20 protein-coding genes and 2 tRNA genes are annotated in these 26,283 nt (G+C 67.6%); 14 read left to right on the plus strand and 8 right to left on the minus strand.

Annotation, left to right across the window (positions count from 1 at the left end; genetic code table 11):
- The first annotated feature begins 47 nt into the window (after positions 1–47).
- The 4 genes from ACQI5H_RS12975 to ACQI5H_RS12990 all read left to right on the plus strand — a co-directional run bounded on the left by ACQI5H_RS12975 (position 48) and on the right by ACQI5H_RS12990 (position 1,971).
- Positions 48–473, plus strand: a complete 426-nt coding sequence (locus tag ACQI5H_RS12975; protein WP_427079814.1) for a nuclear transport factor 2 family protein — start codon at positions 48–50, stop codon at positions 471–473.
- A 70-nt stretch (positions 474–543) separates the two neighbouring features.
- Positions 544–1,017: a MaoC family dehydratase gene (locus ACQI5H_RS12980; protein ID WP_427079815.1), complete on the plus strand. Its 474-nt coding sequence runs from the start codon at positions 544–546 to the stop codon at positions 1,015–1,017.
- Positions 1,014–1,451, plus strand: coding sequence for a MaoC family dehydratase (locus tag ACQI5H_RS12985; protein ID WP_427079762.1), 438 nt, complete (start codon positions 1,014–1,016; stop codon positions 1,449–1,451). The genes ACQI5H_RS12980 and ACQI5H_RS12985 overlap by 4 nt, the downstream gene beginning before the upstream one ends.
- Entirely contained in the window at positions 1,444–1,971 is a 528-nt protein-coding gene (locus ACQI5H_RS12990) for a maleylpyruvate isomerase family mycothiol-dependent enzyme (protein WP_427079763.1), read from the plus strand. The genes ACQI5H_RS12985 and ACQI5H_RS12990 overlap by 8 nt, the downstream gene beginning before the upstream one ends.
- Here the strand turns inward: ACQI5H_RS12990 and ACQI5H_RS12995 are convergent.
- Complete coding sequence (locus ACQI5H_RS12995; protein ID WP_427079764.1) at positions 1,966–3,432, minus strand: aldehyde dehydrogenase; 1,467 nt, start codon at positions 3,430–3,432, stop codon at positions 1,966–1,968. The two genes, ACQI5H_RS12990 and ACQI5H_RS12995, sit on opposite strands and share 6 nt — an antisense overlap.
- A gap of 101 nt (positions 3,433–3,533) precedes the next feature.
- On the opposite strand from ACQI5H_RS12995, the gene ACQI5H_RS13000 reads away from it, so the two are divergent.
- Positions 3,534–4,874 (plus strand): secreted hydrolase, encoded by a 1,341-nt coding sequence (locus ACQI5H_RS13000; RefSeq protein WP_427079816.1) that lies wholly within the window; start codon positions 3,534–3,536, stop codon positions 4,872–4,874.
- Positions 4,875–4,929: 55 nt separating this feature from the next.
- Here ACQI5H_RS13000 and ACQI5H_RS13005 read toward each other — a convergent pair whose 3' ends face one another.
- Positions 4,930–6,084: an aromatic ring-hydroxylating oxygenase subunit alpha gene (locus ACQI5H_RS13005; protein WP_427079765.1), complete on the minus strand. Its 1,155-nt coding sequence runs from the start codon at positions 6,082–6,084 to the stop codon at positions 4,930–4,932.
- Positions 6,085–6,124: 40 nt separating this feature from the next.
- Here ACQI5H_RS13005 and ACQI5H_RS13010 point away from each other — a divergent pair, with 40 nt between their 5' ends.
- From ACQI5H_RS13010 to ACQI5H_RS13030, 5 genes are all read left to right on the plus strand, one after another.
- Positions 6,125–7,024, plus strand: a complete 900-nt coding sequence (locus ACQI5H_RS13010) for a MerR family transcriptional regulator (RefSeq protein WP_427079766.1) — start codon at positions 6,125–6,127, stop codon at positions 7,022–7,024.
- Positions 7,025–7,084: 60 nt separating this feature from the next.
- Entirely contained in the window at positions 7,085–7,807 is a 723-nt protein-coding gene (locus tag ACQI5H_RS13015; RefSeq protein ID WP_427079767.1) for a DUF1906 domain-containing protein, read from the plus strand.
- Between the two features lie 571 nt (positions 7,808–8,378).
- A complete protein-coding gene (locus tag ACQI5H_RS13020) occupies positions 8,379–17,627 on the plus strand; it encodes a fatty acid synthase subunit beta domain-containing protein (RefSeq protein WP_427079768.1) in 9,249 nt (3,082 codons plus the stop codon).
- 28 nt (positions 17,628–17,655) lie between these two features.
- Positions 17,656–18,048 carry a holo-ACP synthase AcpS gene (locus tag ACQI5H_RS13025; RefSeq protein WP_076060480.1) on the plus strand — a complete coding sequence of 131 codons (393 nt, stop codon included), beginning with the start codon at positions 17,656–17,658 and terminating at the stop codon, positions 18,046–18,048.
- A complete protein-coding gene (locus ACQI5H_RS13030) occupies positions 18,045–19,385 on the plus strand; it encodes a dipeptidase (RefSeq protein WP_427079769.1) in 1,341 nt (446 codons plus the stop codon). The genes ACQI5H_RS13025 and ACQI5H_RS13030 overlap by 4 nt, the downstream gene beginning before the upstream one ends.
- On the opposite strand, the gene bcp is transcribed toward ACQI5H_RS13030, so the two are convergent.
- Entirely contained in the window at positions 19,382–19,855 is a 474-nt protein-coding gene (gene bcp / locus ACQI5H_RS13035; protein ID WP_427079770.1) for a thioredoxin-dependent thiol peroxidase, read from the minus strand. The two genes, ACQI5H_RS13030 and bcp, sit on opposite strands and share 4 nt — an antisense overlap.
- Before the next feature lie 92 nt (positions 19,856–19,947).
- Between bcp and ACQI5H_RS13040 the strand changes: the two genes are divergently transcribed.
- Positions 19,948–20,175 (plus strand): DUF3618 domain-containing protein, encoded by a 228-nt coding sequence (locus ACQI5H_RS13040; protein WP_076060487.1) that lies wholly within the window; start codon positions 19,948–19,950, stop codon positions 20,173–20,175.
- Positions 20,176–20,205: 30 nt separating this feature from the next.
- Here the strand turns inward: ACQI5H_RS13040 and ACQI5H_RS13045 are convergent, their stop codons facing one another.
- The gene (locus ACQI5H_RS13045; protein WP_427079817.1) at positions 20,206–21,039 is read right to left on the minus strand and encodes a lysophospholipid acyltransferase family protein; all 834 of its coding nucleotides are present in this window, start codon (positions 21,037–21,039) and stop codon (positions 20,206–20,208) included.
- Between the two features lie 101 nt (positions 21,040–21,140).
- Between ACQI5H_RS13045 and ACQI5H_RS13050 the strand changes: the two genes are divergently transcribed.
- Positions 21,141–21,722, plus strand: a complete 582-nt coding sequence (locus tag ACQI5H_RS13050; protein WP_427079771.1) for a TetR family transcriptional regulator — start codon at positions 21,141–21,143, stop codon at positions 21,720–21,722.
- Between the two features lie 5 nt (positions 21,723–21,727).
- Here the strand turns inward: ACQI5H_RS13050 and ACQI5H_RS13055 are convergent.
- Together ACQI5H_RS13055 and ACQI5H_RS13060 are read right to left on the minus strand one after the other, a co-directional pair.
- Positions 21,728–21,800, minus strand: a tRNA-Lys gene (locus tag ACQI5H_RS13055).
- Positions 21,801–21,903: 103 nt separating this feature from the next.
- Entirely contained in the window at positions 21,904–23,142 is a 1,239-nt protein-coding gene (locus tag ACQI5H_RS13060) for a GNAT family N-acetyltransferase (protein ID WP_427079772.1), read from the minus strand.
- Positions 23,143–23,256: 114 nt separating this feature from the next.
- Between ACQI5H_RS13060 and ACQI5H_RS13065 the strand changes: the two genes are divergently transcribed.
- Together ACQI5H_RS13065 and ACQI5H_RS13070 are read left to right on the plus strand one after the other, a co-directional pair.
- Positions 23,257–24,159, plus strand: coding sequence for a DMT family transporter (locus ACQI5H_RS13065; protein ID WP_427079773.1), 903 nt, complete (start codon positions 23,257–23,259; stop codon positions 24,157–24,159).
- 113 nt (positions 24,160–24,272) lie between these two features.
- Entirely contained in the window at positions 24,273–25,472 is a 1,200-nt protein-coding gene (locus ACQI5H_RS13070) for a L,D-transpeptidase (RefSeq protein WP_427079774.1), read from the plus strand.
- Positions 25,473–25,503: 31 nt separating this feature from the next.
- On the opposite strand, the gene ACQI5H_RS13075 is transcribed toward ACQI5H_RS13070, so the two are convergent.
- Positions 25,504–25,579: transfer RNA gene (locus ACQI5H_RS13075), tRNA-His, on the minus strand.
- 35 nt (positions 25,580–25,614) lie between these two features.
- On the minus strand, positions 25,615–26,262 hold the full coding sequence (gene orn / locus ACQI5H_RS13080) for an oligoribonuclease (protein WP_427079775.1): 648 nt from the start codon (positions 26,260–26,262) through the stop codon (positions 25,615–25,617).
- Positions 26,263–26,283: the final 21 nt, after the last annotated feature.

Genomic DNA, 26,283 nt, shown 5'->3' on the forward strand with positions numbered 1-26,283 from the left:
GCAGGCAATTTGCCCCCGTGATTTCCCAGAGAGGCTGGAGAGCCAAGATGACCCTGACGTATCAGCAAGAGCAGTTCCTCCACGCCGCGATTGCCCGGGCAGCCATCCTCGACCTGACCGCCCGGCACAACCGGGCCTACTCCAACGGCGACCGTGACCGCTGGGTTGCGACGTTTCGCCATTCCGGCGGCCGCTACACCCGCGATGGCGAGGTGTTCACCGATCTGCACGCGGCCTTCGACGGCGGCGACGGGCAGCGCCTGGTGAGCGTCGATCACGAGATCCGCATCGACGGCGTCCAGGCCACTCAACGCTGTGTAGCCGTGCTGTATGCCGCCATGTACGGCGACACCACACTGCGCGCGACCGGGATTTTCCGGGACCACCTGATCTACGAGCGCGGCGGCTGGTATTTCGAATCCCGGGAGCTTTCTTGGGATTCGGTGCCCAGCCGGCACCCGCTGGTGATGTAAGCGGCACCGATACGTGGACTCCGACCTCAGCTATGAGCTGACCTTCGGCACCTACGAGGATGCGCTGCGCATGGTCGGCGCGGCGGGCGAACCGCGAACCGCGAGAACCCCCGTCAGCGGTGCGCGGATCCAACTGTTCGCCGCGATGGTGCACGACGGCAATCGTTCGTATTGGGATGCCGACTTCGCCCGGCGGAAATGGGGCGGCCTGCTCGCCCCGCCGGCGCTCTTGATGGGCTGGTTGATACCGCCGCCGTGGGAACCGGCGGGCAGACCGCCGGCGGCGTCGATGGTGCTGCGGGTGCCGTTGCCCGGCACCACATTCATCAACGCGGCCAACGACGTCGAGTTTTTGGAGCCGATTGTCGAGGGCGATCTGCTGACCGTCGTCGAGGAGCTGGTGTCGGTGTCGCCGGAAAAGCGGACGCGACTCGGCGTCGGTCATTTCGTCGAGACGCTGGAGACTTATCGTCGTCAGGACGGGACCGTCGTCGCGACGTGTCGCAATACCTTGTTTCGGTTCACCCCGGATGGTGCCTCGTGACCGATCTGGACTGGAACGACATCCGCGTTCCCGTGGAGCTGCCGGAGGTTGTCGACCACATCAGCTACCAGCGGGTCGTGGAGAATGCCGGGGCAACGTGGGATTACTTCCCGGGCCATTTCGATCCGAACTATGCCCAAAACCAGGGCAACCCAACGATTTACGTCAACACCATGCACCTCGCGGGATTCGCCGACCGCGTCGCAACCGATTGGGCTGGCCCGAGCAGTCGCGTGGTGCGCCGCTCACTACGACTTGCCAGCCCGGTCTACGCCGGCGACACCATCACCGGCCGCGGCCAAGCCTTGGCCAAACGCCGGGACACGTCGGCGCAGCCGGCGCGCTGCCTGGTGGACATCAAGATCGAGGTCACCAATCAGCATGGCGCCCTGTGTTGTCCGGTCGAGCTCACGGTGCAGTTTCCCAATGGCTGACGGCATGGGCGAACTGCATCTGGCGGTGTGCCGGCGGTTCGGCGAGGCGGTTCGGTCGGCGGACGGCAAGTGGGACCGCCGCTCCCCGTGCGAGGAGTGGGATGCCAGGGGAGTGCTGGAGCACGTGATCGGTTTTCACGACGTGCTCGTCCTTCGCCCCCTCGGACTGAAACCCGCTCGCCCACGCGAAGATCCGCAGGCGCGATGGCAACTCACCTATGACTCGCTGGCGAACGCCTTCGGATCAGGCAGGATCACGGAGCTGGTCGCGTACAAGCTGATCCCCAGCCTGACCCGCGACGTCTTGGTGCACACTTGGGACCTGGCGCGTGCGGTGGGCGCCGACGACCGGCTCGACCCGGGATGGTGTGAGCTGTTCTACGCAGACTTGCCCGCGGATCTCAAGGCCTTGGGCCCGCCCGGAATGTTCGGCGCGCCGGTCGCGGTACCCGACGAAAGCGATGCGCAGGCAAGGCTTCTCGCGCGGCTTGGCCGCGATCCCTTTTGGGATCCGCTATAGCGGCGGCAACTGCCCTTTGCAGACCAACGTCTGCAGCTCGACGTACTCGTGCAGGCCCTCGGGACCGAACTCGCGCCCGATGCCCGATTGCTTGAAGCCGCCGAACGGCGCACCGATGTCGAGCGTGTACATGTTGATCCCGTAGGTGCCGGTGCGAACGCCCGCGGCGACCTCCAGGCCGTGCGCGATGTCGGCCGTCCACACCGAACCGGCCAGGCCGTAGTCGCTCTCGTTGGCGATCCGGATCGCGTCGTCCTCGTCGCGGTAGCGCAGCACGGTCAACACCGGGCCGAAGATCTCCTCCCGGGCGATGCGCATGTCATTGGTGGCGTCGGCGAACAGCGTGGGCCGCACGTACCAGCCGCGATCGGCCGGGCTGTCCTCGCCGCCGAGGACGATGCGGGCGCCTTCGCTCTGGCCGGACCGGATGTAGTCCTGGACGCGGCGTTGTTGCCGTTGGGCCACAAGCGGTCCGATGTCCGTCGACTCCTCGGCCGGGTCGCCGACGTTCAGGCCTGACATCATGCCGGCGAGCGCATCGACGACCTCGTCATGGCGCTTCTCGCTGACCAGGATGCGGGTCTGGGCGACGCATGCCTGCCCGTTGTTCATCAGGCCAGCCGTCTTCAGGCCGGCCACCGTCTTGTCGATATCGGCGTCGTCGAGGATGATCGCCGCCGACTTGCCGCCCAGTTCCAAGCTGTAGCGCTTCAGCTGCTCGCCACACAGGGTGGCGATGCGGCGCCCGACGGCGCTGGACCCGGTGAACGCGACCTTGTCCACACCGGGATGGCGCACCAACGCCTCGCCGACGTCGGTGCCGCCGGGGAGTACGGACACCACGCCTTCGGGCAGGTCGATCTGCTCGAGCATCTCCGCCAACCACAAAGCGTCCAAAGGAGTTTCGGGTGCCGGCTTGACGATGACCGCGCAACCCGCGATCAGGGCGGGGATCAGCTTGGGCATGATCAGGAATTGCGGGACGTTCCACGGCACGATCGCCGCGACCACTCCGACCGGAGCCCTGCGCAGGTGTACCTCGCCGAGCACACCCTGGCGGCGTTCGACCCATGGGAAGTCGCGTGCGGCGGCCAGCGCGAGGTGGATCAGCGTCGCCGCGGCCGCCCCCTGGCCCATCCGGCTGAAGCTGCGCGGAGACCCCATCTCATCAGTGATCAGGTCGGCCATCTCGTCCATGTGGGCGGCGTAGATCGCCGCGAGCTGTTCGACTTTGGCCATCCGGTCCGCGTGACTCATCCGTGGCCACGGGCCGTGGTCGAAAGCGTGCCGCGCCGCGGCGACGGCGGCGTCGACGTCCTCGGGTCCGGCCACCTGGACATGGCCGACCGGCTCCTCGGAGTGTGGGGAGATCACGGCGAGCTGCTGCGGGTTGGCGGGCTTGCGCCACTGCCCTCCGATGAACAGTTCGTCATAGGAACGATGGTCGGATTTCTCTGTCATCGGGGCACTTCCTCGGGGAATGGGACCGCGACCGCAACTTCGCTATTGACGCTAACATAGCGAAGAAAGCAGGATTGCGCCGTGGCATGGAAGCGCGCATCGTGAGCGACGACTGGCGCAGTTACCCGTTTCGGTTGGTGCCCGGCGACAGCCAGTTGGAGTTTCCCGCCGCCGAAGGCGAACACCCCGATCAGGAGTCGGACACCTGGTTCATCGCCGGGCAGCTCGACGCAACCGACAGCGGCCGCTCGTTCGCCTTCTTGACGATCTTCAACAAGAACCGGCCCGGGGGGACGATCGTCGCGGACTTCTACACGATGGCGCTTTTCGATCTGGATACCGGCGACTACGGCACCTATACGGACTACGACATGCCGCCGGCCAACATGGAACCGGGAGCGCAGCGCAAGCTCGCGATGGCGGTGGGCCATCTGGACGTCAGCTATCACAGCGGCGCGGGCACCGCGTCGTGGACGGCCTGCCGCGACGGCGACGGCGAATTGCTGCCCTACACCTACCGGGTCAGCCTGGTCGGCGAGGACCACCACGGCCGGACCATGCGACTGGATTTGGCCGTAACGCCCACGCGTGCGCCGACGCCGGTGGGCGCGTCGACGTACAACGGGAAGATCGTCTGCTTCGGCCAAAGCGATACGTACTCCTACTTCCAGACCGGAATGTCGATGACCGGAACCTTGCGCTGGGGCGACGTGGTCGAGGAAGTGTCGGGCAGCGGCGGGCATGTCGACAGGCAGTGGTTTCCGAAATACGCCGGCGGCGGCGGAAGCGGGGGAGACCCGCGGGCCCGGTCGCACGAATGGCGCACCATCAATCTCGACAACGGCGTCGACATGAGCATCTGGCGGCAGTTCGACCGCACCAACGGCAATGCGCTGCAACCGTTTACCGGGGTCACGACGAGCTATCCCGACCCGGCCATGCCGCCGGAATGCGCCGAGGACGTTGAGGTAAGCGTCAGCAGCTACGTGCGATGGCCGGAAATTGTGCGGCCCCTGGTGCGTCCGCTTGCGCGGGCCCGCTACCTGCCCGATCGGCACCGGATCACCTGCGCCACAATGCAATTAGATCTCCTCGGGGAGCCACTGGTGGCGGCTCCCGCGCACGGCCTGCCGATCGAGTACATGGAGGGCCCATATCGCTACCGCGGGACCCTGCGCGGCGAACCGGTGACAGGCTTCGCGTTCAACGAGCGTTCATTGGCGCTGTACCGGGATTGGGAGCTGGTCGGGGTGCTGGCCACCACGGTCGCGAACGCCGAACCGCCGATCCCCGAGGTGCAGGCGATGGTGGATCAGCTGGTGCCGTTGATAGCCGCGGGAAAGCGCGGCGAGGCGCTCGAACTCCTGGCCGGCGCGAGTCCAGGCCAAAACGACACGCTGACAACCCTTTTCGACGACCTCGCGGCGGCGCTGTCCGACTGACCTGTGCGCCGAGCCTGTAATTTTGCAGGCCTCTACTCGCACTTTCCCTGCGAAATTACAGTCTCGACGTTGCCGAGCGGGCCAGCGCCTCGGTCCAGGCGATGTGGCGATGCTGCAGTCCGGGTTCGTTGCGCCCGAACCGAAGCCGATCGCGCACGCCCGACTCGAGGTTGGCCTGCAGCCCCTCGACCAGATTGTAGTCCTCGTCGCGCACGGTGGCGTGCGCGTACTCGAAGACGGCCTGCGCCCCGGCGGCCACGGATTCCTCGGACAGGTCCAGCGGCGTCGAGTTCTGGTGCACCGTGATCGACCGGCCCGGTCGGTCGCCGGGGTAGATCCGGAACAGCTCGCCGTTGGCGATCGTCACCGACAGCACGATGTTGGGGAACAGCGCGTAGATGACGACCATGTTGTGGAAGGGATCCCACTGCTCTTCGGGAACATCCTCCAGTTCGAGAATCGTGTTGAGCGGGAAGATCAACCGGTGATGCGGCCCGTACGAGTCGAACACCGTGCAGTTGCTGCGCGCGATCCTGGCGAAGGTCTGCTGGTGGACGGTGGCGAAATGATAGTTCTCCGCGAAGGTGTCGACGGCCAGCTTCCAGTTGATCGGGCAGTCGAGCACCTTCTCGCCCAGCGGCGACCACCGTCCGATGCCCCACGAGTCGAGTTCGTCCGCCAGCGGCCCCAGGTGCGCCGCCACGTCCAGGGTGGCGCCGGGATCCAGTGCCACCCAGAGGAATCCGGCGAATTCAGCCGCCGGAAGCTCCGTCAGACCGTCGGACTTGACTGTGATCTCGGGGAAGCCCTCGCGCCCCGGCAGGCCGACCAGCTTGCCGCTGTTGTCGTAGGTCCAGGCGTGGTACGGGCAGGTGAACCGCTTCGCACTGCCGCAGCCCGTCACCACTTGCGACTGGCGGTGCAGGCAGACATTGTCGAACGCCTTGACCGTTCCGTCGGATGTCCTGGTCAGCAAGACCGATCGCCCCATCACAGTCTTGGTGCAGTACGCGCCGGGAGCGGGAAGCTCCGAGACGTAGCCGACCAATTGGGGAGTGGCCAGCAGCAGGGCCCGGTCGCGGTGGTGCCGCTCGAGTGACGTGTAGTCGGCCGCGTCGACCGTGTGCTCGCCGGGCGCGAGGTCGGTGGTCTTGTCGCGGGCCAGTTTCAGGGCCCGCCGGGTCAGGTCGATGAGCTGATCACGGTCCATCGTCCCAGTACAGACCTTGCGACGGTTGTAAGGTCAAGGGGTGGCTGAGCAGTTGCTGATCGGCGACGTCGCAGCCTTGACGGGCATCGCCTCGGGTCGGATCCGCCACTACGAGAAGATCGGGCTGCTGCGCGCCGAGCACCTCTCCAACGGCTATCGGGTCTTCGACCTCGAGCAGGTCCTCGACCTGTTGCGCATCGACCTGATGAGAAGCCTCGGCGTCAGCATCAACGACATTCAGCGGCTGGTCGACGGGGGTCAGACCACACTGGCCGCCCTGCTCGACGAGCACCGCGCGTTGCTGGTGCGGCAGCGGGATCGGCTGGATCAACTGATCGCGGCCATCGACGAAGCCACCGAGCCCGGCGCCGCGGCCGTCAACGAACAGATTCTGCGCCGGCTGGCGACCACGCACCGGGACAGCATCGGCGTCATCGGGCGCCTCAGCGCGCCGTTGTCCGCGCCCGTCGCCGCGATGTATGCCGACCTGTTCGACGAATGGCAATTGCCCGTGCCCGCCCTGTTCGGCCAGATGGTGCTGCCGCCTGCGGCCAGCACGCTGCTGGAAGGGCTCGCCTCGACGCCGGGAGGCCGGGTGTTATTCGACCGGTTGCGCAGCCTCGCCGGCGACGTCGTCGCGTTGGGCGAAAACCTCACGGCCGCACAAGAGCTCGCGCGCACCTGGATCGATCAGCAGGTGGCCGACCCGCTGCCCGACGACGTGGTCAGCGCGCTGCGCGGCGTGCGACCGCTGCTGGAGCACGACCCGGTGATCGTGCAGGGCTTCCGCGCGTGGGCGGCGTCGATAAACCCAGCAGCCGCCCACTTCATCGATGAAATCGCCATCCAGACCGCGCGGCGTGGGTTGGAGGCGGTCAGCGTCATCGTGCTGCCGGCCTCGGGCTCGGCCAGCCCCAGCGCCGACGTTGCCGCAATGTGATACAGATGTGACTAGTGTGGTCAATGTGTCTGGTGGTGTTTGTGCCGTACCCTGTGGCTTGTGTCATCGGTTTCGCGACGTGACCTGCTCAAATTCGCGGCCGCCACCCCAGCCTTAGTCAGCCTGGGCGTCGCGGCGTCGTCGTTGCGCGCCGCGCCGGCGTCGGCGTCACTCGGAACCCTGTTGGACTACGCGGCCGGCGTGATCCCGGCGAGCCAGATCAGGGCCGCCGGCGCGGTGGGGTCCATCAGGTACGTGTCCGATCGGCGGCCCGGCGGCAACTGGATGCTGGGCAAGCCGATCCAAGTCGCCGAGGCGCACGACCTCAATAGCAACGGGCTGAAGATCGTGTCGTGCTACCAGTACGGCAAGGGCAGCACCGCCGACTGGCTGGGCGGTGCCGCCGCCGGACAGCAGCACGCGCAGCGCGGGATGCAGTTGCACGCCGCGGCCGGCGGGCCCGCCAGCGCCCCGATCTACGCGTCGATCGACGACGACCCGTCCTATGACCAGTACAAGAACCAGATCGTCCCCTACCTACGGTCCTGGGAGTCGGTGGTAGGGCATCAGCGGACGGGCGTTTACGCCAATTCGAAGACGATCGACTGGGCCCTGCACGACGGCCTGGGCTCGTACTTCTGGCAGCACAACTGGGGCTCGCCGAAGGGATTCACCCATCCGGCCGCCAATCTGCACCAGGTGGAGATCGATAAGCGCAGCGTCGGCGGGGTAGGGGTGGACATCAACGAAATCCTCAAGCCTCAATTCGGGCAGTGGGCCTAGCCCGCGCGCGTCGCCTCGACGGTTCCTCGGCCCGATGATCGGCCCCACGCGGGCGTCGGGGCCGCGCGATCCAGCAAACACTCGTTCGCCGTTCGTTCGGTGCCGCGGCCGCCGAGCCTTGCGCGCCGGCCCGACGCGCACGCCATCGGATGCCCGCCGCGAGTGCGAAATTTTAATATAACGATTTGATAACAAAACTGCGTTAACCAGCGCAGTTATAGCTACTCGACCGTAACCACCTGCATGCAGGAGGTTTGTTTGCGGCGTTCGCGGCCGGAGTTGCGCCGGGTGTTACCCATGACACGGTTACCCGCGCGTAGAACTCACCAGTAACTGCTCAACATGCAAAAAGGGCCTTGATTCTTATGACACTCTTAGTACAGCCGATGCAGTCCGTCGCGCCGCTCGGATCCATTCGGTTCAAGGGGGCGGCCCGCCGACAAGACACCGGTCAGCCATTTTTTGGCTTGCGATTCGACGCGGAATCGACTGGAAGCGACAGGCCACGCGCGCCGGTGCGGAACCGGCCAGCGAACCGAGACGTAAAGACGCATACAGGGAGATATAGAAGGTGACGATCCACGAGCCCGACCGGGTGTCCGCTGACCGCGACGGGAACAGCCCCCAGGCGACGCATGCTCTGGTCGACCGGTTGACGGCTGGCGAGCCGTACGCCGTCGCTTTCGGCGGCCAGGGCAGCGCCTGGCTGGAAACCCTGGAAGAACTGGTGTCGTCGGCCGGGATCGAAACCGACCTGGCAACGCTGGTCGGCGAGGTGGAGCTGCTGCTCGAACCCGTGGCAAAAGAGCTGGTCGTGGTGCGTCCGATCGGCTTCGAGCCGCTGCAGTGGGTGCGCGCGCTGGCGGCCGAAGATCCGATTCCGTCCGAGAAGCACCTGACGTCCGCCGCGGTGTCGATACCCGGCGTGCTGCTCACCCAGATCGCCGCCGGGCGTGCCCTGGCGCGTCAGGGCATGGACTGGGCCGCGACGCCCCCGGTGGCCGTCGCCGGGCATTCGCAAGGCGTCCTTGCCGTCGAGGCCTTCAAGGCGTCTGGCGCGCGTGACGTCGAGCTGCTGGCGTTGGCCCAACTCATCGGCGCGGCCGGCACCCTGGTGGCCCGCAGGCGGGGCATCTCCGTGCTCGGCGACCGTCCGCCGATGGTGTCGGTCACCAACGCCGACCCCGAACACATTCGCCGGCTGCTCGACGAGTTCGCACAAGATGTTCGCACCGTGCTGCCGCCGGTGCTGTCGATCCGCAACGGCCGGCGCTCGGTCGTGATCACCGGGACCCCGGAGCAGTTGTCCCGATTCGAGCTCTACTGCCGGCAGATCTCCGAGAAAGAAGAGGCCGACCGCAAGAACAAGATCCGCGGCGGCGACGTCTTCTCGCCCGTCTTCGAGCCGGTGCGGGTCGAGGTGGGCTTCCACACGCCGCGGCTGGCCGACGGCATCGACATCGTGGGGACCTGGGCCGAGAAGGTTGGCCTCGACGCGGAGTCGGCCCGGGAACTGACCGAGGCCATCCTGGTGCGCGGCGTCGACTGGGTGGACGAGATCACGCAGGTCCACAACGCCGGAGCGCGCTGGATCCTCGACCTTGGACCCGGCGACATCCTGACCCGGCTGACCGCGCCCGTGATCCGGGGCCTCGGCATCGGCATCGTGCCGGCGGCGACCCGCGGCGGTCAGCGCAACCTGTTCACCGTCGGGGCCACCCCCGAGGTGGCTCGGGCGTGGTCGAGCTACGCCCCGACAGTGGTGCGCCTGCCCGACGGCCGCGTCAAGCTGTCGACCAAGTTCACCCGGCTGACCGGGCGGTCGCCAATCCTGCTGGCCGGCATGACGCCGACCACCGTCGACGCCAAGATCGTCGCCGCCGCGGCCAACGCGGGCCACTGGGCCGAGCTGGCCGGTGGCGGGCAGGTCACCGAGGAAATCTTCGCCGACCGGATCGAGGAGCTGTCCGGGCTGCTCGAGGACGGCCGCACCTACCAGTTCAACGCGCTGTTCCTCGACCCCTACCTGTGGAAGCTCCAGGTCGGCGGCAAGCGTCTGGTGCAGAAGGCCCGCCAGTCCGGCGCGGCGATCGACGGCCTGGTGATCAGCGCCGGCATCCCGGATCTCGAGGAGGCCGTCGAGCTGATCGAGGAGCTCAACGAGGTCGGCATCAGCCACGTCGTGTTCAAGCCGGGCACCATCGAGCAGATCCGCTCGGTCATCCGCATCGCTACCGAGGTGCCCACCAAGCCGGTGATCATGCACGTCGAGGGCGGGCGCGCGGGTGGTCACCATTCCTGGGAAGACCTCGACGACCTGCTGGTGGCAACGTATTCCGAGCTGCGTTCGCGCCCCAACATCACCGTCTGCGTGGGCGGCGGCATCGGCACCCCCGAGCGGGCGGCCGAATACCTGTCCGGACGCTGGGCGCAGTCCTACGGCTTCCCCCTGATGCCAATCGACGGGATCCTGGTCGGCACCGCGGCGATGGCCACTCTCGAGTCCACCACCTCGCCGTCGGTCAAGCGCATGCTGGTCGAGACGCAGGGCACGGACCAGTGGATCAGCGCCGGAAAAGCCCAGGGCGGCATGGCTTCCAGCCGCAGCCAGCTCGGCGCGGACATCCACGAGATCGACAACACCGCCTCGCGTTGCGGTCGGCTGCTCGACGAGGTCGCCGGCGACGCCGACGCCGTCGCGGAGCGCCGCGACGAGATCATCGCGGCGATGGCCAACACGGCCAAGCCGTACTTCGGCGACGTCGCGGACATGACCTACTTGCAGTGGTTGCGGCGCTACGTCGAGCTGACCATCGGCGAGGGCGACTCGACCGCCGACACCGCTTCGCCGGGCAGCCCCTGGCTGGCCGACACCTGGCGCGACCGCTTTGAGCAGATGCTGCAACGCGCCGAAGCTCGTTTGCACCCAAAGGATTTCGGCCCGATCGAGACGTTGTTCGCCGATCAGGCGCTGCTGGAGAATCCCGACGCGGCCATCGCCACCCTGCTCGAGCAGTACCCGGACGCCGCAAAGGTGCAACTGCATCCGGCCGATGTGCCGTTCTTCGTCACGCTGTGCAAGACGCTGGGCAAGCCGGTCAACTTCGTGCCGGTGATCGACAAGGACGTCCGGCGCTGGTGGCGCAGTGACTCGCTGTGGCAGGCGCACGACGCCCGCTACGAAGCCGACCAGGTGTGCATCATCCCGGGTACCGCTTCGGTCGCCGGCATCACCCGGATGGACGAACCAGTCGGTGAATTGCTCGACCGCTTCGAGCAGGCCGCCATCGACGAGGTGCTCGAGAGCGGAACCGAGCCGCAAGCTGTCCGGTCACGCCGGCTGGGCCGCCCCGACGTCACCGGACCGCTGGCCGTCGTGCTCGACGCCGCCGACGTGTTGTGGGCCGGTCGCACCGCCACGAACCCGGTTCACCGCATCGCCGATCCGGCCGACTGGCTTGTACACGACGGACCCGAAAGTCTCCGTGCCACACACTCATCCACCGGCGCGCGGCTTCACGTCAAGTCCGACGACGGGGCCGGCACCGAGCAAGTGGTTCTCAGCGTGCCGGTGTCCGGCGTATGGGTGGATATTCCGTTTACCTTGCACCCCAACACCCTTGACGGCGGTATTCCGGTGGTCTCCACCGAGGCCGCCGCCACCGCGATGCGCGCGGTCCTGGCGATCGCCGCCGGCGTCGACGGGCCGGAGTTCCTGCCGCGGGTTGTCGACGGGACGGCGACGGTGAGCGTCGACTGGGATCCCGAGCGGGTCGCCGACCACACCGGCGTCACCGCCACCTTCGGTGAGCCGCTGGCGCCCAGCCTCACCACCGTGCCCGACGCGCTCGTGGGTCTCTGCTGGCCCGCGGTTTTCGCGGCCATTGGCTCCGCGGCCACCGACGCCGGCGTCCCGGTGGTCGAGGGACTGCTGAGCCTGGTGCACCTCGACCACGCCGCCCACGTGGTGGGTGAGCTGCCGGCTGTCCCGGCCCAACTGACCGTCACCGCAACGGCTTCGTCGGCCACCGACACCGACATGGGCCGTGTGGTCCCGGTCTCGGTGACCATCACCGATGCCGACGGGACCGTGATCGCCACCCTCGCCGAGCGTTTCGCGATCCTCGGTCGTACCGGTGCGGCCGAGCTGACCGACCCGGTGCGGGCGGGCGGCGCGGTCTCCGAGAACGCGACCGACACTCCGCGACGTCGCCGCCGCGATGTCACGCTGACCGCACCCGTCGACATGCGTCCGTTCGCGGTGGTGTCCGGCGACCACAACCCGATTCACACCGACCGGGCCGCCGCGCTGCTGGCCGGCCTGGAATCGCCCATCGTGCACGGCATGTGGCTCTCGGCCGCTGCGCAGCACGCGGCGACGGCCACCGACGGGCAAGCCCGCCCGCCGGCCCGGCTGATCGGCTGGACCGCGCGTTTCCTGGGCATGGTGCGCCCGGGTGACGAAGTGGACTTCCGTGTCGACCGCGTCGGAATCGACCGGGGCGCAGAGGTTTTGGAAGTTGCGGCGCGCATCGGATCGGATCTGGTGATGTCGGCTACCGCCCGGCTGGCCGCGCCCAAGACGGTCTACGCGTTCCCCGGCCAGGGCATCCAGCACAAGGGCATGGGCATGGAGGTGCGCGCCCGGTCCAAGGCGGCCCGCAAGGTGTGGGACACCGCCGACAAATTCACCCGTGACACGCTGGGCTTCTCGGTGCTGCACGTAGTGCGCGACAACCCGACCAGCATCATCGCCAGCGGTGTGCACTACAACCACCCCGAGGGTGTGCTCTACCTGACGCAGTTCACTCAGGTCGCAATGGCGACGGTGGCCGCGGCCCAGGTTGCTGAGATGCGCGAGCAAGGCGCCTTCGTCGAAGGTGCCATCGCCTGCGGGCACTCCGTCGGCGAGTACACCGCCCTGGCCTGCGTCACCGGCATCTACGAGCTGGAAGCCTTGCTGGAGATGGTGTTTCACCGCGGCTCCAAGATGCACGACATCGTGCCGCGCGACGAGCTGGGTCGCTCCAACTACCGCTTGGCTGCGATCCGGCCCTCACAGATCGACCTGCCCGACGACGAGGTTCCCGCGTTCGTCGCCGGAATCGCCGAGAGCACCGGTGAATTCCTGGAGATCGTGAACTTCAACCTGCGCGGTTCGCAGTACGCGATCGCCGGCACGGTGCGCGGTTTGGAGGCGCTGGAAGAGGAAGTCGAGCGTCGCCGCGAGCTCAGCGGCGGCCGGCGGTCGTTCATCCTGGTGCCCGGGATCGACGTGCCGTTCCACTCGCGGGTGTTGCGGATCGGTGTGGCCGAATTCCGTCGCTCGCTGGAGCGGGTCATGCCGCGCGACAAAGACCCCGACATCATCATCGGGCGCTACATCCCCAACCTGGTGCCCCGGCCGTTCACGCTGGACCGCGACTTCGTTCAGGAAATCCGGGACCTGGTGCCCGCCGAGCCGCTCGACGAGATCCTCGCCGACTACGACACCTGGCGTAACGACAAGCCCCGCGAGCTCGCCCGCAAGGTGTTGATCGAGCTGCTCGCTTGGCAGTTCGCCAGCCCGGTGCGCTGGATCGAGACCCAGGACCTGCTCTTCACCGAGGAGGCCGCGGGCGGTCTGGGTGTGGAGCGCTTCGTCGAAATCGGCGTGAAGTCGGCGCCGACCGTTGCCGGGCTGGCCACCAATACCCTCAAGCTGCCCGAATATGCCCACAGCACAGTCGAAGTGCTCAACGCCGAGCGCGACTCCGCGGTGCTGTTCGCCACGGACACCGACCCCGAACCGGAGCCCGAAGACGAGGCACCGGTCGCCGAGGCCGCACCGGAAGGCGCCGCCGTGGAGGCCGCACCGGCGGCCCCGGCTCCCGCCACAGCTCCGTCGGGCGCTCCACGCCCCGACGACATCGGGTTCGACGCCGCCGACGCGACCCTGGCGCTGATCGCGTTGTCGGCCAAGATGCGCATCGACCAGATCGAGGAACTCGACTCCATCGAGTCCATTACCGACGGCGCGTCGTCGCGACGCAACCAGCTGCTGGTGGACCTGGGCTCGGAGCTGAACCTGGGCGCCATCGACGGTGCCGCCGAGGCGGACCTGGCCGGGCTGCGGTCGCAGGTGACCAAGCTGGCCCGCACGTACAAGCCTTACGGCCCAGTGCTTTCCGATGCGATCAACGATCAGCTGCGGACGGTTCTCGGGCCCTCGGGTAAGCGACCCGCCGCTATTGCCGAGCGGGTCAAGAAGACCTGGGAGCTCGGTGACGGTTGGGCCAAGCACGTCACGGTCGAGGTCGCGTTGGGCACCCGCGAGGGCACCAGCGTTCGCGGCGGCTCGATGGGCCACCTGCACGAGGGTGCGCTGGCTGATGCTGCATCGGTCGACAAGGTCATCGACGCCGCGGTCGCATCGGTCGCCGCCCGCCGCGGGGTTTCGGTGGCGCTGCCGTCCGCCGGCGGTGCCGGCGGGGGCGCGACCATCGACGCGGCCGCGCTGAGCGAATTCACCGATCAGATCACCGGTCGCGACGGCGTGCTCGCCTCGGCGGCCCGCCTGATCCTCGGCCAGCTGGGCCACGACGACCCGGTCAGCGTGTCACCGGCGGCCACCGATGCCGAGCTCATCGACCTGGTCACCCTCGAACTGGGCGCCGACTGGCCACGTTTGGTGGCTCCGGTGTTCGACGCCAAGAAGGCGGTCGTGTTCGACGACCGCTGGGCCAGCGCCCGCGAGGACCTGGTCAAGCTGTGGCTGGCCGACGACGGCGACATCGACGCCGACTGGTTGCATTTGTCCGAAAGGTTCGAGGGCGCCGGACATGTCGTCGCCACCCAGGCCACGTGGTGGCAGGGCAAGGCGTTGGCCGCGGGCCGGCAGATCCACGCGTCGCTGTACGGCCGCATCGCCGCCGGCGCCGAGAACCCGAATCCGGGGCCCTACAGCAGCGAAGTCGCGGTGGTGACAGGTGCTTCGAAGGGCTCGATCGCAGCGTCGGTCGTCGCGCGGCTGCTCGACGGCGGGGCCACCGTCATCGCAACGACGTCGAAGCTCGACGACGAGCGCCTGGCGTTCTACCGCTCGCTCTACCGCGACCATGCCCGCTACGGCGCCGCCCTGTGGGTGGTCGCGGCCAACATGGCGTCCTACTCCGACATCGATGCCCTGGTCGAATGGGTCGGTACCGAGCAGAGCGAAAGCCTTGGGCCACAGTCGATTCACATCAAGGACGCGCAGACCCCGACACTGCTGTTCCCGTTCGCGGCGCCGCGCGTGGTCGGGGATCTGTCCGAGGCGGGATCGCGCTCCGAGATGGAGATGAAGGTGCTGCTGTGGGCCGTGCAGCGGCTGATCGGCGGGCTGTCGAAGATCGGCGCCGAGCGCGACATCGCGTCGCGACTGCACGTGGTGCTGCCGGGTTCGCCCAACCGCGGCATGTTCGGCGGTGACGGCGCCTACGGCGAAGCCAAGTCGGCGCTGGACGCCCTGGTGAGCCGCTGGCACGCCGAGTCGTCGTGGGCGGCGCGAGTCAGCCTGGCGCACGCGCTGATTGGCTGGACCCGTGGCACCGGGTTGATGGGCCACAACGACGCCATCGTCGACGCGGTCGAAGAGGCCGGCGTCACCACCTACTCCACCGACGAGATGGCCGGCATGCTGCTCGCCCTGTGCGATGTGGAATCCAAGGTGGCCGCGGCGGGTGCGCCGATCAAGGCGGACCTGACCGGCGGGCTCGGCGAGGCCGACCTCGACATGGCCGAGCTGGCCGCCAAGGCGCGCGAGGAGATGTCGGCTGAGGCCGCCACGGACGACGAGGGCGAGACCGAGGGCACCATCGCCGCACTGCCGTCGCCGCCGCGCGGATACACGCCCGCCCCGCCACCGCAATGGGACGACCTCGACGTCGACCCGGCCGATCTGGTGGTGATCGTCGGAGGCGCCGAGATCGGGCCGTACGGCTCGTCGCGCACCCGGTTCGAGATGGAGGTCGAGAACGAACTCTCGGCGGCCGGCGTCCTCGAGCTCGCCTGGACGACCGGAATGATCCGCTGGGAGGACGACCCCCAACCGGGTTGGTACGACACCGAATCCGGCGACCTGGTCGACGAAGCGGAGCTGGTCGAGCGCTACCACGACGCCGTACTCGAGCGCACGGGCATCCGTGAGTTCGTCGACGACGGCGCGATCGATCCCGACCACGCCTCACCGCTGCTGGTGTCGGTCTTCTTGGACAAGGACTTCAGCTTCGTGGTGTCGTCGGAGGCCGACGCCCGCGGCTTCGTCGAATTCGACCCCGAGCACACCGTCATCCGGCCGGTGCCCGACTCAACCGACTGGCAGGTAATCCGCAAGGCCGGCACCGAGATCCGGGTTCCGCGCAAGACCAAGCTGTCGCGCGTCGTCGGCGCCCAGATTCCGACCGGGTTCGACCCGACGGTGTGGGGCATCAGCCCCGACATGGCCACCTCGATCGACCGGGTGGCGTTGTGGAACATTGTCGCGACCGTCGATGCATTCCTGTCCGCCGGATTCAGCCCGGCCGAAGTGATGCGCTACGTGCACCCGAGCCTGGTGGCAAGCACGCAGGGCACCGGGATGGGCGGCATGACGTCGATGCAGACCATGTATCACGGCAACCTGTTGGGCCGGAACAAGCCGAACGACATCCTGCAGGAAGTGCTGCCGAATGTTGTTGCCGCGCATGTGGTTCAGTCCTATGTCGGCAGCTACGGCTCGATGATCCACCCGGTGGCGGCCTGCGCGACAGCGGCGGTGTCGCTCGAGGAGGGCGTCGACAAGATCCGGCTGGGCAAGGCCGAACTGGTGGTGACCGGCGGCCTGGATGACCTGACGCTGGAGGCCATCATCGGCTTCGGCGACATGGCGGCCACCGCCGACACCGCGATGATGCGCGGACGCGGCATCGACGACTCGAAGTTCTCCCGGCCCAACGACCGGCGCCGGCTGGGCTTCGTCGAGGCCCAGGGCGGCGGCACCATCCTGCTGGCGCGCGGCGACCTGGCGCTCAAGATGGGGTTGCCGGTGCTTGCGGTGGTGGCCTACGCACAGTCGTTCGGCGACGGCGTGCACACCTCGATCCCGGCCCCGGGCCTGGGTGCGCTGGGCGCGGGGCGCGGCGGCACGGATTCTCCGCTGGCGCGCGCGCTGGCCAAGCTCGGTGTGGGCGCCGACGACGTCGCGGTGATCTCCAAGCACGACACCTCGACGCTGGCCAACGACCCCAACGAGACCGAGCTGCACGAGCGGCTCGCCGACTCGCTGGGCCGCTCCGAGGGCGCACCGCTGTTCATCGTGTCGCAGAAGAGCCTGACCGGGCACGCCAAGGGCGGCGCGGCGGTCTTCCAGATGATGGGCCTGTGCCAGATGCTGCGCGACGGGGTGATCCCGCCGAACCGCAGCCTGGATTGCGTCGACGACGAACTCGCCGGCTCCGCGCACTTCGTCTGGGTGCGAGACACGTTGCGGCTGGGCGGGAAGTTCCCGCTCAAGGCGGGGATGCTGACCAGCCTCGGGTTTGGCCATGTGTCCGGGCTCGTCGCGCTGGTCCACCCGCAGGCGTTCATCGCCGCGCTGGACCCGGAGCAGCGTGAGACCTACCAGCAGCGCGCGGAGGCACGCCTGCTGTCCGGTCAGCGCCGACTGGCCTCGGCCATCGCCGGCGGCGCGCCGATGTACGAGCGGCCGGCGGACCGCCGCTTCGACCACGGCGCCCCGGAGAAGCGGCAGGAGGCGGCGATGCTGCTGAATCCGGCCGCCCGGCTGGGTGACGACGAGGCCTACGAGGTCCCTGCCGGATGACGCCGGTCGTCCGTTAACCTGGCCAGCCATGGGCATCGTCGGAGTGGGGATCGACCTCGTCTCCATCCCTGATTTTGCGGAGCAGGTCGACCAGCCGGGAACCGTCTTCTCCGAGACGTTTACGCCGGGTGAGCGCCGTGATGCCTCGGACAAGAGTTCGTCGGCGGCGCGGCACCTGGCGGCGCGCTGGGCCGCGAAGGAAGCCGTGATCAAGGCCTGGTCGGGGTCGCGGTTCGCGCAACGTCCGGTGCTGCCGGAGGACATTCACCGCGACATCGAAGTGGTCACCGACATGTGGGGACGACCGCGGGTGCGGCTGACCGGTGATATCGCCAAGCATCTGGCCGACGTGACGATCCACGTGTCGCTGACGCACGAGGGGGATACCGCCGCCGCGGTGGCCATCTTGGAGACTTCTTGACTGACCTGGCGAAGCGGGTCCGCGAGGTGTTGCCGTCGGTACGCCGCGATCTCGAGGACTTGGTGCGCATCGAATCGGTGTGGGCCGACCCGGGCCGCCGCGCCGAGGTACACCGCAGCGCCCAGGCGGTGGCGGACCTATTGTCGCAGGCGGGTTTTGGCGATGTACGCACCGTCAGCGAGGTCGGTGCGCCCGCGGTCATCGCGCATCATCCGGCGCCGGCGGGCGCGCCCACCGTGCTGTTGTACGCCCACCACGACGTGCAGCCCGAAGGCGACCGCGGCCAGTGGGCTTCGCCGCCCTTCGAGCCCACCGAGCGCGACGGGCGCCTCTACGGTCGCGGCAGCGCCGACGACAAGGCGGGCATCGCAACGCATTTGGCGGCGTTTCGGGCGCACGGGGGGCGGCCCCCGGTGGGGGTCACGGTGTTCGTCGAAGGCGAAGAAGAATCCGGGTCGCCCTCACTGGGCCGGTTGCTGGCTGCCCATCGCGACGCGCTGGCCGCCGACGTGATCGTGATCGCGGACTCGGACAACTGGAGCGTCGACACCCCGGCGTTGACTGTCTCGCTGCGCGGCTTGGCCGACTGCGTGGTGGAGGTCGCCACGCTCGACCACGGGCTGCACTCCGGATTGTGGGGCGGCGTGGTCCCCGATGCGCTGAGCGTGCTGGTGCGGCTGCTGGCCAGCCTGCACGACGACGACGGCAACGTGGCCGTCGCCGGCTTGCACGAAAGTAGCGCCGCGCCAGTCGATTACCCGACCGAGCGGGTGCGCGCCGACTCCGGTCTGCTCGACGGCGTGTCCGAAATCGGCACGGGTTCGGTGCCGCAGCGGCTGTGGGCCAAGCCGGCGATCACCGTGATCGGTATCGACACCACATCGGTTGCGGCCGCGTCGAACACGCTGATCCCGCGGGCCCGCGCCAAGATCAGCATGCGCGTCGCGCCCGGCGGCGACGCGGCGGCGCACCTGGACGCCTTGACCGCGCATCTACAGGAACAGGCGCCATGGGGCGCACAGGTCACCGTCACACCCGGCGACCTCGGCGAGCCATACGCCATCGAGGCCAGCGGCGCGGTGTACGACGCCGCGCGGGCGGCATTTCGGCAAGCGTGGGGCGTCGACCCGGTCGACATGGGCATGGGCGGCTCAATCCCGTTCATCGCCGAGTTCGCCGCCGCGTTCCCCCAGGCGAAGATCCTCGTCACCGGCGTCGAGGATCCCGCAACCCAGGCACACAGCGTCAACGAGAGCCTGCACCTGGGTGTGCTGGAGCGCGCGGCGATCGCCGAAGCGCTGCTGCTGGCCAACCTGGCCGACCTGACCGGCGTCTAGACGGACAGGTCGCGCCGGAGTTTCGCCACGTGGCCGGTGGCCTTCACGTTGTACTGCGCGACCGCGATCTTGCCTTTTTCGTCGACCACGAAGGTGGAACGGATCACGCCCTGCACCGTCCTGCCGTACATCTGCTTCTCGCCGTAGGCGCCCCAGGCCGTCAACACCTTGCGATCCGGATCGGACAGCAGCGGGAACGTCAGCTTCTCGGCGTCGCGGAACTTAGCAAGCTTTTCCGGCTTGTCCGGGGAGATGCCGATGACGTCGAGTCCGGCGTGGTTGAGGTCGTGCAGGTTGTCGCGAAAATCGCAGGCTTGCTTGGTGCACCCGGGCGTCGAAGCGGCCGGATAGAAGTACACGACGACGCGGCGCCCCCGGTAGTCGGCTAGGGACACCTTGTTGCCGTCGGCGTCGGGCAGGCTGAAGGTGGGCGCTTTGTCGCCCGGGGCAAGCCGCGTGGTCTCGGTCAACGTGAGTCCTTTCGGTTCACCGGATCGTGGGGTTATCGCCAGCTGATCTAGGGTAGTGCGTCAGGTGCACAAGGCGAGTTGGAGGAAGAGACGTGGCGGATCGGGACCCCGAGACCATCAAGCGGGACATCGACGTCGCCCGCGACCAGCTGGCGTCCACCGTCGACTCCCTCGCCGAGCGCGCAAATCCTCGGCGCCTGGCCGACGACCTCAAGGCCAAGGTGATCGGGTTCGTGACGAAGCCCGCGGTGGCCGTCTCGCTGGTGGGAATTGGCTCGGTGGTTGTGGTCGTGGTGGTCCGAAGGATCAGGAATCGCTGATCCGCAGCGAAACCCGTTGCGGCCCAAGGCTCATTCGCCCGCTTGAACGGCCCCCGCCCAGGCCAGTGGGTTGAGTTCGTGGAAGGGATCGTCAGCGCGAATTGCAAGCAGCTCGCTCAGTATGGTTTCGAGCGATCGCTGAGTGCTGTCCCTGACTGACGCCACCCACTGCTCCGTCGATTCGCCGTTCGGCTTCGCGGTGTCGATCGGTTCCCCGAACCGCAGATACATCCGTTGCGGACGGGGGAGCAGGGTGGGGCCGACTCCACGCATCAAGGGCAGGGCCATGTCGGCATTGCCGGCTAGCTTCGCGCTCGCGGCCCGGCTGAGCCGACCCAACGCGCTGTCGCGGGTGACCAGGCTCTTGTAGACGTCGTCGCCGCCGACCAGGCCGACGGAGACGATGGGGTAGTCGTTTTCCACGGCGAGGCGGGCGAAGCCGGAACGACCATCCCAGTTCAGGTGATACTCCTCGCCCTTGAATTTCGCGATCTCGCGGCCGCCTCCGGGGAACACGAGGATGGTTTCGTTGTGCCGCATCAGCTCTCGTGCGGTCTCCGGCGCGCCGACGACGCCGCCGTAGGCGGTCATCAGGTCGCGGGCAAACCCGGGTTGTTGCCCGAACCGGCGATCGGCCAGCGGCCGGACCTGGGTGCCGATCGCGCGACGCACGAAGTGCGGAATCAGCAACACCTCACCGCCGACGAACTGGGTGTGGTTGCCCACCAACAAGAACCGCCCGTCGGCGGGCAAGGTCGCCAACCCGCTCACGTACGGGCGGAAAAGATCGATGACGGGCGCGATGCCGTCCTGGACCCGGTCCAGCGCGCTGCGCAAAATCTGGACACGGCGCGGGTGGTTCATCACCGCGTTGATTGGTTGGTTCACGACATTCCTCGGATCGGGGCGGGGAGCTTTCCCACGATCTTACCAAACGAACTAGTTCGTCTGAGTATGATCTTCCTGTGCGAACCACCAGCGAACTTCGTGACACGATCCTGACCGCCGCGCGGTCCGAGTTCGCCCAATACGGACTGGCCGGCGCCCGAATCGACCGCATCGCCAAAGCCGCCGACGCCAGCAAGGAGCGGCTCTACGCCCACTTCGGAGACAAAGAGACCCTGTTCCGCAGCGTCGTCGCCGCCGATGGCGCGGAATTCTTCGCCGCCGTCACGCTGCGTCCAGAGGCGGTGCCGGAATTCGTCGGCGACATCTACGACCTCGCCTGCCGGCGGCCGGAGCACCTCCGGATGATCACCTGGGCCGTCCTCGAGGGGCTGACGCTCGACCCGCCTCCGATGGACGACCTTGAGTCGATCCAGGCCCGCGACCTCCGCGTGATCGAGGCCGCCCAGGCCGCCGGTTACGTCGACTCGGTCTGGCGCCCCATGGATCTGCTCGTGCTGTTGTTCGGCGTCGCGTTGGCGTGGGCGCAGTCACCGCATCCTGATTCCGTCGCCACCGATCCCGCGATCATCGCCGCACGGCGCGCAGCGGCCGTAGAGGCCGCGCGCCGGATCGTGACTCCGGGAAAACCGGAAATGTGATTGGGTGCGCCGTCAGGGTTTCGAACCCCGGACCCGCTGATTAAGAGTCAGCTGCTCTACCAACTGAGCTAACGGCGCCTTGGACGGCCGAGACCGCGTACGCGACAATAACAGGCGTCCTGCCGCGGAGCGAAATCACCGATACCTTCCAGGGTAGCTGCTGAGCCGCGAGCGAACAGAGTCAAAAAAGCGTCCCGCAGTACGGTGCTCGCTCGGTGCTGAAGGCGGCGTCCAGCTCGCGTAGGGCACCCGGGCGCACTTCGGTGATCCGGTTCGCACGGACAAGCTCGGACGCTCGATGAGCGCCCATATAGAGCGTGGCCAAGTCGGCCAGGCCGAGTTCCACGTCCGGGGGCCCTTCGTGCGGCACACACTTCCCCATGCCATCGCGGATCTGGAGGAGGAATCGTCCCCCGCCGAGATTGAGCGGGTCCACCACTTCCAGTGCGACGTCGGCGTCGGCGAAGTACCCGCGGGCACCGAGTGCTTCGGGCACGTCGTTGATGCGTACCCAGAGAAAGTCGTTGACGCCCGCGGTTCGAGCGGAACGCTGGTCGCGCAGTTTGAGCGGAAGCGGATCATCGACCGGCACGTCGATCTCTATGTCGTCGAACATCTCCAAAACCAACAACGTCTGCAACAGCTCGGTATGTGCCTCGTCGGTGATGGGGCAGAAGTCTTGCACGACAACGGTTCCCAACGGCGGCCGAAAGCCGTGCTGTGTCTCGGTGATGACGCGATAGGTGAGGAAGCCGTCCGGGTGAATCGTGCAATTCAGCGCGGATCGGTTGCCGCGCTGCGTTGATCGGTCTTCCAGGTAGTCGGTCCACCACGCGTCGTTGCGCTCCACGGCCCCATCGGTTGCGGCGCACCACCTTTCGTAGAGTTCGGGCAGATGTCGTCGCGCTTCGGCGGCGTTGACCTCGCGGCCCCGGTTATCGCTCGGTGCGTCCCGCAACTTCGCCGAGCGCCGGTCGATCGAGTAGGTGCGGCTGTAGCTGGCCACGCCGGCGCCGAAGTTGTCGTACATCGCGGTTTGGGTCGGGACCCCGCACACGACCGGATAGCCGCGCTCCAACAGCTTGCCCAGTCCCTGGGCGCTGAGCTGCGCCCATATTCCCTTGCCCTGATGAGTTGACGCGACGGCGATCATCGACAGCCACGCGGCTCGCAGGCGGGCGCCGCCGGGCACGGTAAGCCGCGTGCGGTAGATGATCGACGTCCCTACCAGGAATGGCCGCCGCGGATCGGAGAAATCCTCGGCGACCAGAATGTCTTCCAATTCGACGCGGCGTTTCCAGGCTTCGACGTCCCGCGCGCCCACCGGATCCCCGAAAGCGCGAGCCTGATTCGCATAGACAACCTGCCAGTCGTCTTCGGTTGGATGCCTAATCCTGATCGACTCGTCCGTCGTGTTCATCGCCTATCCAATCCGCTTCTACCCCAGCCAAACCCATACCCGAGTGGCTCACCGTCAAACCTGGCCGCACTTCCGGCGGGTCAGAACGGCCACGTTTGGGTATGGGATACGGCAATGCTGCAAGGAATCACCCGGCTCGATATCGCCGTTGTGCTTGCGCTGGGTTCCGCGCTGTGCATCGCGACGGGCGACGTGCTGCAGCAACGGGCGGCGCACTGCGTCACCGACGGCGCGGTCGGCCACATCGAATTGTTCGTGGGCCTGCTGCGCGACCGGCGGTGGTGGTGGGGCACATTGCTGCTCGCGGCAAGCCTCGCGCTGCAGGCGGCCGCGCTGGGCCAGGGATCGGTGCTGCTGGTGCAGGCGCTGCTCGTGCTTTCGTTGCTGTTTGCGCTGCCGATCAATGCCAGGCTGTACGACCGCACGGTGAGCCGCGGCGAGTGGATCTGGGCGGGCCTGCTCACTGCGGCGGTGATCGTGATCGTGGTAATCGGCAATCCGCAGGCCGGTCGGACGAGCGCGCCACCGCAAACCTGGGCGGTCGTCGGTGTGGTCCTCGGGCCGCTGCTGGTCGCGTGCGTCGCGGCCGGCCGCATCTGGGGTGGCTCGGTGGCCGCGGTGTTGTTCGCCTTCGTGTCGGGCTCGCTCTGGGGGGTGTTTGCGGTGCTCGCCAAGGAGGTCGTCGCCCGGCTCGGCGATCGGGGATGGGCGGCGACGCAGGCTCCAGAGCTCTACGCCCTGCTGCTGGTTGCGGCGGGGGGTGTGGTGTGGAGCCAGGCGGCGTTCCGGGCCGGGCCCTTGACCGCATCGATGCCGACCCTGCAGGTGTCGCAGCCGGTCGTGGCGTCGGTGCTGGGTGTTGTCGTCCTGGGCGAGACGCTGAGTGCGGGTGGCGCCGGGAGCCTCGCCCTGGTGGCGGCGGCGCTGGTGACGACGGCGGCCATCGTCAAACTCGCGCGCGTCGAAGCCGTCTCGGCCCGCGACGGCGCAGCAGCGGAGAATTTGTCGCGATTGTGACGCCCGTTGCCGCTCGATGTCGGCATGGGGAGCGGCCAGAACCCATTAGAATGCATGCACCGATTCTGGTCAGCGGTGACCAAACTCAGCCGATCTTATTGGAAGGCAGCTCGATGACGCCTTTGCGCAGACGCCGATCATGGCTGCTTGTAGCCATGATCATGTTTGCTGTGGTCGGTGTTGCCTGCAGCAGCAGCCAGACGGCCGCGCCGGCGAAGGTCATCTTCGACAAGGGCACCCCGTTCGCCGATCTGCTGGTTCCCAAGCTCACGTCGTCGGTGTCCGACGGCGCGGTCGGGGTCACCGTGGACGCACCGGTGACGGTCAGCGTTGCCGACGGGGTGCTGGCGTCGGTCAGCATGGTCAACGAGAACGGCAAGACGATAAACGGGCAACTCAGCCCCGACGGGCTGCGCTGGTCGACCACCGAGCCGCTCGGCTACAACCGGCGCTACACGCTGACTGCGAAGGCGCTCGGACTCGGTGGTAGCGCGGCGAACCGCCAGATGAGCTTCGCGACCAGTTCCCCCGCCCACCTGACCATGCCTTACGTCTACCCCGCCGACGGCGAGGTGGTGGGCATCGGCGAGCCGGTGGCGATCCGGTTCGACGAGAACATCGCGAATCGCGCCGCGGCCCAGAAGGCCGTCACGATCACCACTAACCCGCCCGTTGAGGGCGCGTTCTACTGGTTGAACAACCGCGAAGTGCGTTGGCGCCCAGAGCATTACTGGAAGCCGGGCACCACCGTTGATGTGGCGGTGAACACCTACGGTGTCGACCTGGGTGACGGGATGTTCGGCGAAGACAACGTCAAGACGCACTTCACCATCGGCGACGAGGTCATCTCGACCGCCGACGACACCACCAAGACGGTGACGGTGCGGGTCAACGGCGAAGTCGTCAAGACCATGCCGACGTCGATGGGCAAGGACAGCACCCCGACGGCCAACGGCGTGTACATCATCGGTGGCCGGTTCAAACACATCATCATGGATTCGTCGACTTATGGGGTTCCGGTCAACTCGCCCAACGGATATCGCACCGAGGTCGACTGGGCCACGCAGATGTCCTACAGCGGCGTCTTTGTGCATTCCGCGCCGTGGTCGGTCGGCGCCCAGGGGCACACGAACACCAGCCACGGCTGCCTGAACGTCAGCCCCAGCAACGCAGAGTGGTTCTACGACCACAGCAAGAGCGGGGATATCGTCGAGGTTGTCCACACCGTCGGGCCGACGCTGCCGGGGACCGAGGGGCTGGGCGACTGGAACGTTCCATGGCCGGTGTGGAAGGCCGGCAACGCCAACACCTGAGTGCGTCGGGCGCGCGCGGGCGCTCCGAAGGTGGGGTGGCTGACGGGACTCGAACCCGCGACACCCAGGATCACAACCTGGTGCTCTACCAGCTGAACTACAGCCACCGTGGCCGCGCCTAGACGCGCAGCGACTGTCGATACTAGCCGGTTGGTGGCTCGGCGGCCGAATCGATTGGCCCGCCAGCTTGCTCTCCGCCGCCGAGATCGGCGACCACCGCCTCGATTTCGCTGGTAGACGGGCCCGGCTGCGGCACGAATGCGGTCTGCCGATAGAACTTCAATTCCCGGATGGATTCGTGGATGTCGGCCAGCGCCCGGTGGGCGAGCCCCTTGACCGGCTGGCCGTAGTAAATGCGTGGGTACCAGCGCCGGCACAGTTCCTTGATCGAGCTGACGTCGATCATCCGGTAGTGCAGAAACGAGTCCAGCGCGGGCATGTCGCGCGCGATGAACGAACGGTCGGTGGCGATCGAGTTGCCCGCCAGCGGCGCCGTCTTGGGCTGCTTGACGTGGTTGCCGATGTAGTCCATCACCATCGCCTCGGCGGTCGGGAGGTCGACGGTCGATGCCTTCACTTCGTCGATAAGGCCCGAGCGCGAGTGCATTTCGGCGACCACGTCGATCATCGACGACAGCGCGGCGTCGTCGGCGTGGATCACCACGTCGACGCCGTCGCCGAGAATATTGAGGTCGGCGTCGGTGACCAGGGCTGCGATCTCGATCAATTTGTCCGAACCCAGGTCCAGCCCGGTCATCTCGCAGTCGATCCACACCAATTCGTCGCGCACAGCGCTCAGCGTAGGCGCACG

The organism is Mycobacterium heidelbergense, assembly GCF_050205645.1.
Classification (GTDB): domain Bacteria; phylum Actinomycetota; class Actinomycetes; order Mycobacteriales; family Mycobacteriaceae; genus Mycobacterium; species Mycobacterium heidelbergense_A.

Bases quoted from the DNA above. Each gene is read 5' to 3' on its own strand.
- ACQI5H_RS12975 (WP_427079814.1), top strand. From the start codon at position 48: ATGACCCTGACGTATCAGCAAGAGCAGTTCCTCCACGCCGCGATTGCC.
- ACQI5H_RS12980 (WP_427079815.1), top strand. From the start codon at position 544: ATGGTCGGCGCGGCGGGCGAACCGCGAACCGCGAGAACCCCCGTCAGC.
- ACQI5H_RS12990 (WP_427079763.1), top strand. From the start codon at position 1,444: ATGGCTGACGGCATGGGCGAACTGCATCTGGCGGTGTGCCGGCGGTTC.
- ACQI5H_RS12995 (WP_427079764.1), bottom strand. From the start codon at position 3,432: ATGACAGAGAAATCCGACCATCGTTCCTATGACGAACTGTTCATCGGA.
- ACQI5H_RS13005 (WP_427079765.1), bottom strand. From the start codon at position 6,084: ATGGACCGTGATCAGCTCATCGACCTGACCCGGCGGGCCCTGAAACTG.
- ACQI5H_RS13025 (WP_076060480.1), top strand. From the start codon at position 17,656: ATGGGCATCGTCGGAGTGGGGATCGACCTCGTCTCCATCCCTGATTTT.
- ACQI5H_RS13045 (WP_427079817.1), bottom strand. From the start codon at position 21,039: ATGAACCACCCGCGCCGTGTCCAGATTTTGCGCAGCGCGCTGGACCGG.
- ACQI5H_RS13060 (WP_427079772.1), bottom strand. From the start codon at position 23,142: ATGAACACGACGGACGAGTCGATCAGGATTAGGCATCCAACCGAAGAC.
- ACQI5H_RS13065 (WP_427079773.1), top strand. From the start codon at position 23,257: ATGCTGCAAGGAATCACCCGGCTCGATATCGCCGTTGTGCTTGCGCTG.
- ACQI5H_RS13070 (WP_427079774.1), top strand. From the start codon at position 24,273: ATGACGCCTTTGCGCAGACGCCGATCATGGCTGCTTGTAGCCATGATC.